Origin of the sequence: Caballeronia catudaia (assembly GCF_001544755.2) — a bacterium.
Classification (GTDB): Bacteria; Pseudomonadota; Gammaproteobacteria; order Burkholderiales; family Burkholderiaceae; genus Caballeronia; species Caballeronia catudaia.
Genome location: NZ_FCOF02000014.1, coordinates 25749 through 39903, shown reverse-complemented (window position 1 = coordinate 39903; position 14155 = coordinate 25749). Strand labels below are relative to the sequence as shown.

Genomic DNA, 14155 nt, shown 5'->3' with positions numbered 1-14155 from the left:
CGACGGCCCACGCGAGCGGAGGAACACCCAGCAGGCGAATCCAGAATTGGACCGTGCCGGTAGGTTCGCCCTTCGGCCAGGTAAGAAGCGTGATCGTGACGCCCGCCACCATGAATACGAGCAGCAGAACCAGCCAAACGATGACGTTCGGCGGCTTGGGACGATCCTCGGTGGACTTCTCGGGAGGCAACTCGACCGGCATCGTGCGACTCAGAGCAAACTGGAGATGAGGTGACAACCGCACATCGCGCGATAGCCGTGGCGAGCTACGGGCACGCCCTCGTCCACCGTCTCTTCGTCGCCATCGATAATGAGGTTCGGCTTGACCTCGGGATGCTTCGGGCAGGTCACCTGGTCGCCCTTGCGGGCGACGCCACGCCCTTCGTAGATCATCGTGGTCGATGCGGTAATGACGCGGCCACCGTGGTCGGTGGCGTCGCCGAGAAGAATCAGGTCGGGCATGGTTACGTCTATCGGGTTAAGAAAGGCTGCTGGTACGACCCGGCGATGCGCAGCTTCCTCACTACGCATCGCGACTTCGTCGTTGGTTATGCTTCGTTGCCGTATGAAATCAAGCGCCACACGCCATCGGTGTGCATGCGACGAACGCCGAGCATGCTATCGAGCATGCCGATCGCCCGCGGTTGCACGACCTCGAGAAGCGGAAGTTTCTCGCCCTTCTGGAAACTTCGTTCGGCGGATGTCGCCACATAACCCGACGGCGGGCAGGCTCGCCAAACGCCGGATTGCGGGCAGACTTCCATAGCGCGAACCGTGGTATTCAATGGGACCTTCGTCGCCATAGCGGATTTTTGTTGCTCCGATAGCGGCAGTCCCGTGGCAGGGTCGAGACTCTTTTCCTTGGCCAGCCGTTCGACTAGTTCTTCAGATGGCTTCGGCGGAGGAACTGCCGCGTCCTGCTGCTTTTGCCATTCAAAAGTGCCGTCCCACGGTGGTAGCTTCGCCGGTGGAAGCGGTACGATCTTGTCGATGTCCGGGACCTTGGGGTTGCGGCTCTCGTTTGAACTTAGAAAGTCTGCGATCTTTCGATAACGTCCGACGCGTTCTGGGTCCTTAGGCAAAGCGAAGAACGTAGCGTCATCCTCTGCAGAGGCGGTCTCAAAGCCCATAGCTAGCATCGAAGCTGACGTTCGATTTCCTGCCTTGACTCCGATCTGGAGAGATCGAACTGCATCGACGAACTGACGATCTCCAATTTGCAGCATCAGTCCAAGCGACAACGCCGCTTCACCGTTCCCTTGGTCAGCGGCGCAGGCATACAACTTTTTCGCAACCTCTGGCGCTTTGTCGTGAGGAGAAAGCTTTTCTCCAACATAAAACTGGGCATCCGGGTTACCCAAGTCCGCCGCTCTCCGGAAATATCGGAGCGACATCTCAGAATCTTGTTTCAGACCATACCCAAGCTCCAGATAGTGACCGATATCGTAGTAGCCACCGGGTACACCTTGCTTGATCAGTTGTTCCGCCAAACCAAGGACTTCACCAACCCCGTCTGGAGAATCGGCAAGCCCTTGCGAAATCAATAGCTGTAGGTTGTGATTGGCCTTGTAGTGATCGTGCGCCGCTGCAATCCGGTAGTAGCGAGCTACTTGATTGAAGTTCTTCTCCCCATCTTGTTTGTATAGGTAACGACCGTACGCAAACAAGCTCTCGGTTCGACCGTCCAACGACGGTAGACGATTTACTTCATGCGAGCATGTGAATGCCAGATTTGCTCGAACTTCTTTAAGGTCAGGTACAGATGCGGACACTGAATTCTCCCTCTCACATGCATTCAACAAAATCACCGTCGCAACGGCCGATAGGATAAAAGTCTTTTTCATCATCAATCACTATCCTGCCGATCCGCCGATAACCTGATGAACTTTACTACCGACGCAAGCGGTGAAGCCTTACCGGTGGCTTCCCGACGCTCGTTTATTTTTAATATATCTTCCCATGCCCTGAAAGCCTTTCCGGCATCATCCTGTGAACCATTCAGATCGCTGTCGACACCGTCTGAACCTGCTCGACGCATCTTCGTATGCATCTCCCACAAGCGCTTCCTCAAAGGCCTTGTAACCTCAGTGTTTTCGTGACAGATATTCAACTCACTGTCTCCTTCCATGCTTCGAGAATTCAAGTTCGCCGATCCCTGCGTCGTGAAGACGTCGTCCACAATCATCAACTTAGCGTGGATATACACGTAATCCCATGCACTTGGCGGCGAATCTGGCGCTACAAGCGTGCAGATATGCATCTTGAGCCCGGGAATAGGCGTCGGGACGACCGGCCCTGGCTTCTGCTTCATTTGCTCCTTGAACTTCGCCGCTTGTGCGCGAGCCGCCTTAGCTCGCTCTCGCGTAGGATTCACCACCGACTCCGGAAACCGTCCCGCGGCCTGTTGAAGCGCCCATTCAAGCTGACTCGCCTCGTAGTCGGCCTGCGATGCTCGTTTCACCAGATCAGCTTGCCTTGCATCCTCTCGCTCAAGGGTCGCAACGCCTGGAATTTGATCTGCACTGCCGAGTGCCTCTAACATCCGATAGGTATTGACTGTTCCAGGGCCGATCCCTTCGTCATTCGAATTTGTAATTACGAACAGATAAATCGGGTTATCAGGACTTCGCCCCTTCGTTATTTGGCGTGCGACGGCTGTCTTGATTTTTTCCGCTAGCGGCACGAACCGAAAATACTGATTCTCCACATAGATATAGTTCGAGACGTTGTTCGCCGCCTGCAGATAGAGCTGTTCAATGTCTCGCTTGCCTTTCTGAGACTGCGTTCGAAGAATCTGAGCCCGAACCGTCGAATGGTCACCAAGGTCAGTTCGTCGTTTCAGTTTCTTATAGAGCAACGCCCGCGAGACAGCGAGAAACTCGCCGGTTGCATCGTCCCACGCCTCACAGAAGTTATGGTTGAGATCCTTCAGGATTGGCCCACTCACTCGACTTGAGATGTCATGTCTCGGATGCAAGCCATTTCGCCCCACGTTCGGCTTTTGCCGCACGCAACTGTGGTCGTCCTTATCCCAATAGGTATCGAGCATGTTATGCCCCATGACGAATCCCACTGCGTTTTCAGGATCCTCGTAGTCAACCAACACCATCTTCTGATGATGCGTGGCAAAGGCGCCCATTACAGCGCCATTCTCCGCTTTGCCTCCCGCACTTCGTTGTTTGTCTTTGCCAAGCAGCGCCGTCCTGAAGGCAATCTCCGCGCGATCTTTTGTGTCGAATCCTCGTGTAGCAAGATCGATGTTCTTGAAACTCCCTTTGCCGAGCAAAGATTCGACCATCGGTGTGATCGGCCCCGTGAACAGTCTATCCATCGTGGATTTGGACACCAGGGGCAAAATGAGTGACTTCGTAACGTTATTCTTGTTGGCGCGGCGATACCACTCCCGATCGAAATCAAGCTGATCATCCGTCTCATAAGGTCGCGAGAACATAGACGACACGACCGGAATGCGCTTCACCACGCCATCAGGTAGATGCTGTTGCGCTTCGGTCGCCACACTGTTCCCGGGCATGTTGTTCTCCGAAATCTCTGCGAGATGAAGGATATCCATCCAGCAAAGGAGCCGCACCTTCACCCCTTCTGCGCCCTTCTTGACAAGCAACGAACCGATAGGCAAGTAATCGGAGTTTCCAGCCGCCCTCTTGAAATACATTGACGGTTGAAATCCCCAACAAATGATGTCGACACTTTTCTTGGCTTGTAGTATGGCGTCATACACTGCTCCGAATGCTTCCTCCCCGTTGACCAATTGGCGGTAGGTAGCGTCTGCCGGGTTGTATTCCGTTTTCTGAACGAACCATGGAAACGTGCCCGTTGCACTATTCGTACTAGACAGAGCAATAGGCGTAACAATTGTGCTAGGGCTAGACATCACTGTTCTCTGAGTCGGTTGAATTCAATAGATTGCTGTATTGCATGCGGTGAACAGCCCTGTCCACCGCATCCTCTGAGCCAGCCAATCCTTCGTGAAACTGAAAGCCCTTGTTAGCGAGTTCGCCGTTGGCGGCATTACCCCGATAGTTTTCCGCGACTGGCACGGAGTAAGTCACGCCGTTCGCTAGCTCCAACCTATATTCCTTTGTCGTGGTCATGTGGTTGACGGGTATCTGACCGTTTTTGCTGATCAACCCTTTGCTAACGACTTTGCCATCAGCAGAAAGTGTGTACGGCATGCCCGCAGGAACAACCGATCTGGACGCCGGTGATGCGGCCAGATTGATCGTAAGCGGCTGGCCCGGCAGGCTGTCTGGCAGCTTCGAACTGATCTGCGCCGACGCTGCGCTCGGCTTGCTCCACACCGCACATTTCTCGAGAATGTCCCCTGGCGTGCCGTTCTCGATGCGATTGGCGTTGATCTTGATGTACGACCCGCCCGCACCAATCCAAACTTCTTTGGCCGCGGACAGTACGAGCCGACCGTCCACGCTCGAAATCGTCACGTCCTTGAGCGCCGACAGTGCCATCTCATCGCCCTGCGACTGCACTTCCACCTTGCCCTTTGCGAACAACTTCATCCCCAGTCTTTGCGCAAAAATCGACACCGCTTCGCCCGCTGCGACTGTGAAGCGACGCAGCACACCAATATCGGCGCTTCCCCCCGCAGTCGCCATGAGGTTCTTGGCCGCAGTCAGCTGCAGATGCTCACCCGATGCAACGCCCACGCCCGCTGGAGCGCTCACCAGTACGCCCGCCTTCTTCAGTTCGCGCAGGGTGCCGTCAAGCAGCGCCTTCTGACTCTCATAGTCGGCCGCAATGGCCTGCGCCGCCTTGGCAGTCACGACGAGGGACTGAGTTTGTAGCAACGCCTGTTCGAGCAGGCCTTGTGCGGGCTGCATATCAAGCTGTTTGCCGCCGGCCGCATTCTGCACGTCCGCAGAAATGAATACGCCCTTCCCCCCTCGGACGGCGACGTGCTCATCGCTGCGCAGCTCCGCCCCGCGCCCCCTCTCCTTGCGATCCCCATCGACCATGTGCCCGAGAGTGAGCTCACTGGCCTGAAATGGCGTCGTCAGATGGATATGCTCGAATCCCCGCTTGTCCTCCATACGCATCTCATTGAGCGCGGCGGTGCGGATGATATTCCGCGTGTGATTCAGGTTGTTGACGAGGTCCGGATTCAGACTGTCATGCAAGGCGCCCGCAATCATGGGCCGATTCGGATCTTGCGCAGTGAAGATCAGCGCAACTTCCGCCCCGTCGATCAGCGGGAAATGGTGACCGTAGTTCTGCCCCGCATACGGCTTCATCATCCGAATCGCACGGCTGCGGCCACCCGGACTCCATTCGTCCAGATCGAACGGCATCGTGGTGACGTACAGCCCTTTCTCGGTCAGATACGAATAGGTGTACTTCCCCGGCGAATCGATTCGCGCTGGCAGGATGCCTTCGATTTTGGGTCGCGTGATCGAACTGATGCTCGTACGCCACCTCCGATCCGCTGGAATCGCCCGGAATGCGCACCAGTACGACGTGCGCCGACCGCCGCCGAGACGGATGGACGTCACGAGCAACCCGTGCGGCGCATCCTTCGGGTTGACGTCCAGGTTCATCGCTTCACCGATCTCGAGCGAGAACGGATTGCCCCGTCCGCGAAAGCTGATCTGCGTGGCCAGATGCTCTTCATGGCGACGGCGCGCGATCTCCTTACCCTCTTCGCGGGTTTCGTAATGTTCACCCCAAGTCGAATCCACGCCATCCGTGGTCTTGTCCGCCGGCGCGACATTCTCTTCCACCAGCAGCGAAACATCCGCTTGCCGATGGTTGTAGTCGTTCAACTGGATCGCTTCAGGCACGCGCCGGGTGATGGTTTTGAGCGAACGGATCGACTCCGCGCCTGCGCTCTCAAGGCCCGAATACAGACGAAATGGCACAATCCTTTTCTTACGAGCATAGGCCTCCAGATCATCCCCGAATATAATCACGGCGCGATCGCGCTTTTGCTCGAAGCGGAACCAAAGGCCTTCCTCCGCACAGAGCCTTTGAACGAATGCAAAGGTCGTCTCGTGATATTGAGTGACGTACTCGTGCCGCTTATACTTGCCGCGAAGTTTCAGAAAATCGAAGTCCACGCCCAAGCGGTAACCGTAGTGGCGCAAGGTGTCCGTGATAATTTCAACGACCGACTGTTTCTGAAACAGTCTGCTTTTGCGCACCCTGGCCAAATCTGCGATTTTCGGCACGAGTGTGACGCGATATCGCGTCTCGTCGGCCGACGTGCCGAGTTTTTCGAACGTGTCAATGATCCCGTGCGTCGCAAACGCCTTGGGCACCTTGCTGAAGTCCTTTGCCCGCTCGCCAAACATACGGGAAAGATAGTCCATATCCGGGTCCACGGGTTCCACCGTGAACGCTGCGGGACGCCCAACCACCTCGTCCATTCCGATATCGGAGTCCGGACTGGTGAATTCGATATTGAATTTGTATAACTCACTAATATCAAGCTTTCCATTGAAGCTCGACACAGAGATAAGCCCGGGCTGCGGCTTGAGTACCAGGCTATACGCCTGACTCGGTAACACCATCGACATGCGAAATACTCCCTGCTGAACTTGCGCCGTTGGCTCGACGACTACACTGAAGCGTTGCGCTACGCCCCATCGGATCACATGCCACGAATTAGCTTTGTAATTCGGGTCAAACCGTTCGATTGTGACCTAAATTTTTACTGCCTGGAGTCAACAATCAATCGCAGTCCGTATAATTGGGAGCATTCCTAGTGGTTGAAGACTTTCCGGCGGTGGCAGTTACCGCTGCGGCGGAGACAAGTGGAAAGACGCCGCGGCCTGGGCCGCGCGTTCAGGTACCTGAGTCCGCCGCCATGCCCGCCGACGTCGCTTACAGCGTCATGGCTTCCCTCGATATGCACCTCTGGTTGAACGCATCAGGGACGCGTAGCGCGTTCGCCTACCATGCGTCGGGCGCGTTCCTGACAACGCCGAGTCTCCCGGTGGACTGTTTGATAGTCCCTACCCTGCCTTCATCTGAAACCGGGCGTTACAACCGCCCGCTCACATCCGGTCCGCCTCGATCACCGCATCGGCGAAAGCGCGCGGCGCTTCCTGCGGCAAGTTATGCCCGACGCCGCCACCAATATTCCGATGCTCATACTTGCCGGTGAACTTCTTCGCATACGCGGACGGCTCGGGATGCGGCGCGCCGTTCGCATCGCCTTCCATCGTGATGGTCGGCACGGCGATCGTCGGCGCGGTGGCGAGGCGCGCTTCGAGCGCATCGAATTGCGGCTCGCCCTGCGCGAGTCCCAGACGCCAGCGATAGTTGTGAATCACGATAGCCACGTGATCCGGATTATCGAACGAAGCGGCCGAAAGTTCATAAGCGGTATCGTCGAACTGCCATTGGGGCGATGCGAGGCGCCAGATCAGCTTGTTGAAGTCGTGGCGATTCGCTTCATAACCCGCGCGGCCGCGCTCCGTCGCGAAGTAGAACTGATACCACCACTGCAGCTCCGCCTTGGGCGGCAACGGCGTTTCGCCGGCCTTCTGATTGCCGATGAGATAGCCGCTCACCGACACCATCGCCTTGCAGCGCTCCGGCCACAGCGCCGCGATGATATTGACCGTGCGCGCGCCCCAGTCGAAGCCGCCGAGAATCGCCTTGTCGATCTTCAAGGCATCCATGAATTCGATGATGTCATGCGCGATCGCCGCCTGCTGCCCGTTGCGCGGCGTGTCGGAGGAAAGAATGCGCGTCGGGCCGTAGCCTCGCAGATACGGAACGAGCACGCGATAACCCGCCGACGTGAGCATCGGCGTGACTTCGGCGAAGCTATAGATGTCATACGGCCAGCCGTGCACGAGTATGACGACGGGACCATTGCGCGGTCCGGCTTCCGCATAACCGATGCGAAGCGTCGACGTCTCGACATAGCGTAGATTCGTGAACGAAGCGGGCGGCGTGAACATGCTGCGCGGCGTGCTCGCGTGCTGCGCTTTCGCGAGCCCGCTCAGGCCGAGTTCGAGAAGGCCGATGCCGGCAACGATCGTGCCCAGCAAACGGCGGCGGCGTGTATTGATCGGATCCGACATGGCATTTCCCCTTGTTGTGCGTGTTGGCTTGGGGATATTAGAACCGGCCGACGTATCCGGCTCATGTCGAATGCGGGTGAAGTTGAATCGCTATGTATCGCCGCGCCGCCCGGATACATTGCGATACACAAGCCTGCTTCAGCGACGAAGCTCCGCGCGTTTCAGCCTGCCGCTGTAGTACCGTTCACGCGATACGCGGATCGCCGTATCGAAGTCCGGCGCCGTCGCGAGATGCTTGTGGTCCACGCTGACGAGCCATCCTTGCGCGGACCGGCACCAGCGGATTCGTCCTTCGTCGTACAGTCCGGAAAACCAGCGCCAGAGCGTGGTATCTTCCTTGTCGGCCAGCTTGGCCGCGTCGCTTCGGACGGTGTCGTTAATGATCGCGAGCATGGTCGTTCAAAGCCTCAGGCTAGTTCATTTGCCTGACACGCGCTCAGGAAACGGAAGCACGTCCAAGTTCCATATAGCGGGCAAGATGATGATCCTCGTCGCCGAGTTGATGATCGATCATCACGAGGCGCTTCGCGTAATGAGCAAGCGGCAGCTCCCACGTCATGCCGATGCCGCCATGCAGTTGAATCGACTCCTCTGCGACGCGCGCGCCGATGCGCCCGACCGAATACTTCGCCGCCGACAATGCACGTTCACGCGCGACACCCGATTCACCGACCGCCGCCGCCGCGTTGATCGCAGCCGAGCGCGCCTGTTCGATCTCGATCAGCACATCGGCCATGCGATGCTGCAGCGCCTGAAACGCGCCGATCGGCGTGCCGAACTGCTTTCGCGTGCGCAGATACTCGAGCGTGTGCTCTTTCGCGACGTCCATCGCGCCAACCGCTTCCGATGCCAGCGCGACGAGTCCATAGCCCACTGCATGCTCCAGCGTCGCGTAGCCATCGCCTTCATGACCGACGAGCGCGTCGGCATCGAGCGTGACATCGTCGAGCAAGACTTCCGCCGCGCGTCCGCCATCGATCTTTCGATAGCCACGCACGCTCACGCCTCGATGCTCACGCGGCACCATGAAAAGCGCTATGCCCGCTCGTTCGAAATCGCCGCCGGACGTGCGCGCCGACACGAGCAACACGTCCGCATGCTCGCCCTGCTGCACGACGCCCTTCGCGCCTTTCAACACCCATTGATCGCCACGCCGTATGGCGCGCGTCGTCACGCGCGCGCGCTCGTAGTGCGAGCCGGGTTCATCGTGCGCGAATGCCGCGATCGTTTCGCCCTCAATCAACTTCGCGATGATGTCACGCTGCGCCTCGCTGCCCGCATGCGCGAGCGCGCGCCCGACGATCAGCGCATCGATAAACGGCTCGACGACGAGCCCGCGCCCGAGCGCTTCGAACACGACGGCGACATCGAAACCATCGCCGCCGAAGCCGCCCGCCGCTTCATCGAAAAACGCGCCGATGATGCCGAGCTCGCAAAAACGCCGCCACATGTCGCGGCTGAAGCCTTCTTCGGAGCGCGCGATGCGATCACGCATGTCGAACCCGTATTGTTCGACGATGAAGCGATTCAGCGAATCCGCGAGCATCCGCCGGTCTTCGGTGTGCTGGAAATTCATCGCGCGATTCCTTTAGAGCCCGAGCATCATCTTCGCGATGATGTTCTTCTGAATTTCGTTGGAGCCGCCGAAGATCGACAGCTTGCGATTGTTGAAGTACTGCGCGGCCTCCGTTGAAGTTTCGTCATCCGAACCATATTCGATGACAGGCTGCGCATACGGCCCCATCGCGCGGCGCATCAGCGACGAGATCTCCTGGCGAATCTCCGTGCCGCGAATCTTGAGCATCGAGCTTTCCGCGCCCGGCGCGCCGCCGCCCGCAACCGCCGCGAGCACACGCAGGTTCGTCGTCTTCATGTTCTCGAGATCGATCTCCACACGCGCGAGACGCGCGGCGAACAAGGGATCGTCGATGAGCGCGCGGCCATTGCTCTGCATCCTGCCCGCCGCCGCTTTCAGGCGGCCAAGCGCCGCGACCGAAAAGCCCACGCCCGCGATATTCGTGCGCTCGTAGGTCAGCAGATATTTCGCATAAGTCCAGCCCTTGTTCTCCTCACCGACGAGATTCGCGGCGGGCACGCGGACATCGGTGAAGAAGACTTCGTTGACTTCATGCTCGCCGTCGAGCGTGATGATCGGACGCACTTCCACGCCCGGCGTGTTCATGTCGATCAGCAGAAAGCTGATGCCTTCCTGCTTGCGCGCGTCCCGCGATGTGCGCACGAGGCAGAAGATCATGTTCGCGTAGTGCGCGAGCGTGGTCCACGTCTTCTGTCCGTTGACGACGTAGACCTCCTCGCCGTTCTCCATCGTACGCACCGCCGACGTGCGCACCGATGCGAGATCGGAGCCCGCGCCCGGCTCCGAATAACCCTGACACCACCAGTCGGAGCCATCGAGAATGCGCGGCAGCCAGTGGCGCTTCTGTGCCTCGCTGCCGTACTTGATGAGCACCGGCCCAAGCATGTTCACGCCAAAGGGCACGATGCGCGGCGCGCCCGCAATCGCGCATTCGTTCTCGAAGATGAACTTCTGCACCGCGGTCCAACCGGGTCCGCCGTATTCCTTCGGCCAGTGATTCGCGAGCCAGCCTTTCGCGTCGAGAATGCCGTGCCATTGCGCCATGTCGTCGCGCATCAGACGCTTGCCTGTACGCACTTTTTGCGCGATGTGCTCCGGCAACGACGTGCGCAGGAATTCGAGCACTTCGGCGCGGAAGCTCTTTTCCTCCGCGGTGAATTTCAGGTCCATGACTGCCGATCCCTATGAAGTTCGATTCAGGCTCGCGAAGTTTTTGCCGCGCTCGACGAGATCGACGATCAATGGCGATGCGCGCCAGAACAGCGGATCTTCCTTCGCGAACGCGCGGATATCGGCGAGCACGTTGGCAAGGCCGATGGTGTCAGCGTAGTGCATCGGACCGCCGCGATGGCGCGGAAAACCGAAGCCGTGCATCAGCGTGGCGTCGACATCGAGCGGACGCTGCGCGACGCCTTCATGCACGATGTTCGCGCCTTCGTTGATCATCGCGGCCATATAGCGGCGCACGATCTCGTCGTCGCTGAACGTGCGCGGCGTAACGCCCGCACGCGCGCGCTCCGCGTCGATGATCGCCTCGACTTCCGCATCCGGCTTGCCGATGCGCGCGCCGTCTTCGTATCGATAGAAACCGCGTCCCGTTTTCTGGCCGAACCATCCGCGCTCGCACAGTTCATCGCCGACACGCACATAGCGCGCATTCGGATCGCGCGTTGCGGCGCGGCGCTTTCTCGCGGCCCAGCCGATGTCGCCGCCCGCGAGATCGATGACCTGATACGGGCCCATCGGAAAGCCGAAGTCGCGCACGGCTTGATCGATCTGATACGGCGACGCGCCGTCTTCCATCAGATGATCCGCCGCCGCGCGATACACCGCGAGCATGCGATTGCCGATGAAGCCGTCGCACACGCCCGCGCGCACGGCCACTTTCTTCAGCTTCTTCGCGAGCTCGAAGCCGGTCGCGACGACATCGGCGGCGACGCGCGCGGGCACGACCACTTCGAGCAGCTTCATGATGTTCGCCGGCGAAAAGAAGTGCAGCCCGAGCACGTCTTGCGGACGCGAGATGCTCGCCGCGATCTCGTCGATGTCGAGATAGGACGTGTTGGTCGCGAGCACCGCGCCCGGCTTGCACACGCGATCGAGCTCGGCGAAAACGGCTTTCTTCACCGCCATGTCCTCGAAGACGGCTTCGATCACGACATCGGCGTCGGCGAGCGCGTCGTAGCGCGTGGCGCCGTCGAAGCGCTGCAGCGCACGCGCCTTCGCTTCCTGCGTGATGCGCCCTTTCCCGATCAGCGCGTCGTACACGTTTTCGATGTGCGCGCGGCCGCGTTCGAGCGATGCGTCGTCGCGTTCGATCATCGTCACCGCGAGGCCCGCATCGAGCAGCGCGACGGCGATGCCCGCGCCCATCGTCCCGCCGCCGACGACTCCGACGGAGCGAATCTCGCGCGGCTTTGCATCGCGCGTTTCCGGCGACTTCTGCACCTCGCGCTCGGCGAAGAACGCATGCACGAGTCCCGCGCGCTGCGGGCTTTCTCGGCATTCGAGGAATCGTTCGCGCTCGAAGCGCAGACCTTCATCGAAGGGAAGATTCAGCGCCGCTTCCACGCAGTCGACGATCTTCAGCGGCGACAGCAGCCCGCGCGATTTCTTCTGCGTTTCCGCGCGCGCGGCGGCGATCGCGGCGGTGCTCGCGTCCTTGTCCGCGAGACCGCGCGCGTTTTTCGTGCGACGCGGCGCGGCCTGCGTCGCGATGAGTTCGTGCGCGAAGGCGAGCCCTTCGGCGACCACGTCGTCGCTCTGGCCGACGCGATCGACGAGACCGAGACGCAGCGCTTCCTGCGCGCCGACGTGACGGCCGCTCAGCATCAGCGACAACGCGGCCTGCGCGCCGATCAGACGCGCCGAGCGCTGCGTGCCGCCCGCGCCGGGTAAAAGACCCAGCAGCACTTCGGGCAGACCGAGCTTCGCGCCCTCGACGGCGATCCGGTAATGCGACGCCAGCGCGATTTCCAGCCCGCCGCCGAGCGCCGCGCCGTGAATCGCCGCGATCACCGGCTTGCCGCACGCTTCGATGCGATTGCACACGTCGGGCAGCGACGGCGGCACCGGCGGCTTGCCGAACTCGCGGATATCCGCGCCCGCGATGAAGCCGCGGCCCGCGCCGACGATCAGCACCGCGCGCGCGGACGCGTTGGCATCGGCGGCGTCGATCGCGTCGATGAGGCCGCGCCGCACGCCTGCGTTGATCGCGTTGACGGGCGCATGATCGATCGTCACGACGAGGACGCCGCCGCGCAATTCATGTTGGACGGCCGCGGTTTCGGGCGCGCTCGAAAGCGTCATGGAGCAAGTCTCCTGATTGGATTTTTTTCGGAATGGCGTGGGTGCATTGTCGCGGGGAAAGGCATCCTTGACAATTACAGCGCCGGTTGACAGACTGTCAAATCGCTTTTGACAATTAATATTGCCGTGGATGTCAACGAACTCACGCTGCTGGTCGAAATCCTCGATGCGGGCAATCTGAGCGAAGCCGCGCGGCGCCTCAAGATGAGCCGCGCCAATGTCAGCTATCACCTGAATCAGCTCGAAAAGTCGGTTGGTCTGCAACTCGTGCGGCGCACCACGCGCCGCGTCGAGCCGACCGAGATCGGCCTGAAGCTGTATGAGCATGGGCTGTCGATCCGCAACGCGCTGCTCGCGGCGCAGGAATCGGTGTCGACGCTCGGGCAGCGGCTGCAGGGACGCGTGCGACTATCGGTGCCGAGCGGTTACGGGCAGCTCGTGATGTCGGAATGGCTGATCGCGTTCAAGCGGGAGTATCCGGATATCGTGCTCGACGTGATGTTCGAGAATCGCGTCGAAGACCTGCTGCGCGATGAAGTCGATATCGCCGTGCGCGTGATGCCCGAGCCGCCGCCGAGCCTCGTCGCGCGCGATATGGGGCCGGTGCGTTATGTCGCGTGCGCGTCGTCGGCCTATGCGCAGGCGCACGGCATGCCGACGCGGCTCGAAGCACTGCGCGTCGCGCCGGTGATCACCGCGTCGGTGATCGGCAAGCAGACGCGCGTGGCCGCCTATCTCGGCGACGAACGTCATGAAGTGCTGCTGGAACCGAGCGTGATATCGGAGAACTTTCTCTTTCTGCGCGATTCGATTCTCGCGGGACTGGGCGTCGGCATCGTGCCGGATTATGTCGTGATGGAAGACATGCGGCGCGGCGATGTGGTCACCGCGCTCGATGAATGGCGTCTCAGCATCTTCGGCACGCACATGTACATGCTGTATATGCCGAACCGGCATCACACGCGCGCGACGCTGGCTTTCATCGACTTCATGCTCGATCGGGCGCAGAAGGCGGGACGGGGGCGTGTGCCTGCGGCGTCCGCTGATGTGCGTGGCCAGTAGCTACATGTCGCCTTGCATATCGACCACGTAGGGCGGACTCTTCCTTGAATCGCCGTTATTTCCTGTGCCTCTTCCCGCAGGCCTCGTTCACCGCTACGCGAGACATTGATCAGCGTGCGCG

General features: G+C 59.9%; 10 protein-coding genes. 1 reads left to right on the top strand and 9 read right to left on the bottom strand.

Translation table 11 applies throughout. From position 1 onward, the window contains the following. Positions 1 to 210: 210 nt before the first annotated feature. The 9 genes from AWB75_RS16905 to AWB75_RS16865 form a co-directional block, all read right to left on the bottom strand. Complete coding sequence (locus AWB75_RS16905) at positions 211 to 462, bottom strand: PAAR domain-containing protein (protein ID WP_061125246.1); 252 nt, start codon at positions 460 to 462, stop codon at positions 211 to 213. Positions 463 to 548: 86 nt separating this feature from the next. Beyond that, on the bottom strand, positions 549 to 1844 hold the full coding sequence (locus AWB75_RS16900; RefSeq protein ID WP_200822996.1) for an SEL1-like repeat protein: 1296 nt from the start codon (positions 1842 to 1844) through the stop codon (positions 549 to 551). 2 nt (positions 1845 to 1846) lie between these two features. Then, positions 1847 to 3892, bottom strand: a complete 2046-nt coding sequence (locus AWB75_RS16895) for a phospholipase D-like domain-containing protein (RefSeq protein WP_061125244.1) — start codon at positions 3890 to 3892, stop codon at positions 1847 to 1849. Beyond that, on the bottom strand, positions 3885 to 6548 hold the full coding sequence (locus AWB75_RS16890) for a type VI secretion system Vgr family protein (protein ID WP_061125243.1): 2664 nt from the start codon (positions 6546 to 6548) through the stop codon (positions 3885 to 3887). The genes AWB75_RS16895 and AWB75_RS16890 overlap by 8 nt, the downstream gene beginning before the upstream one ends. Before the next feature lie 480 nt (positions 6549 to 7028). Beyond that, positions 7029 to 8066, bottom strand: a complete 1038-nt coding sequence (locus tag AWB75_RS16885; RefSeq protein WP_061125242.1) for an alpha/beta fold hydrolase — start codon at positions 8064 to 8066, stop codon at positions 7029 to 7031. Between the two features lie 138 nt (positions 8067 to 8204). Then, complete coding sequence (locus tag AWB75_RS16880; RefSeq protein WP_061125241.1) at positions 8205 to 8459, bottom strand: hypothetical protein; 255 nt, start codon at positions 8457 to 8459, stop codon at positions 8205 to 8207. A 43-nt stretch (positions 8460 to 8502) separates the two neighbouring features. Then, the gene (locus AWB75_RS16875) at positions 8503 to 9642 is read right to left on the bottom strand and encodes an acyl-CoA dehydrogenase family protein (protein ID WP_061125240.1); all 1140 of its coding nucleotides are present in this window, start codon (positions 9640 to 9642) and stop codon (positions 8503 to 8505) included. Between the two features lie 12 nt (positions 9643 to 9654). After that, positions 9655 to 10833: an acyl-CoA dehydrogenase family protein gene (locus AWB75_RS16870; protein WP_061125239.1), complete on the bottom strand. Its 1179-nt coding sequence runs from the start codon at positions 10831 to 10833 to the stop codon at positions 9655 to 9657. 12 nt (positions 10834 to 10845) lie between these two features. Next, entirely contained in the window at positions 10846 to 12972 is a 2127-nt protein-coding gene (locus AWB75_RS16865; protein WP_061125238.1) for a 3-hydroxyacyl-CoA dehydrogenase NAD-binding domain-containing protein, read from the bottom strand. Between the two features lie 126 nt (positions 12973 to 13098). Between AWB75_RS16865 and AWB75_RS16860 the strand changes: the two genes are divergently transcribed. Then, positions 13099 to 14034, top strand: a complete 936-nt coding sequence (locus tag AWB75_RS16860; protein WP_061125237.1) for a LysR family transcriptional regulator — start codon at positions 13099 to 13101, stop codon at positions 14032 to 14034. Positions 14035 to 14155: the final 121 nt, after the last annotated feature.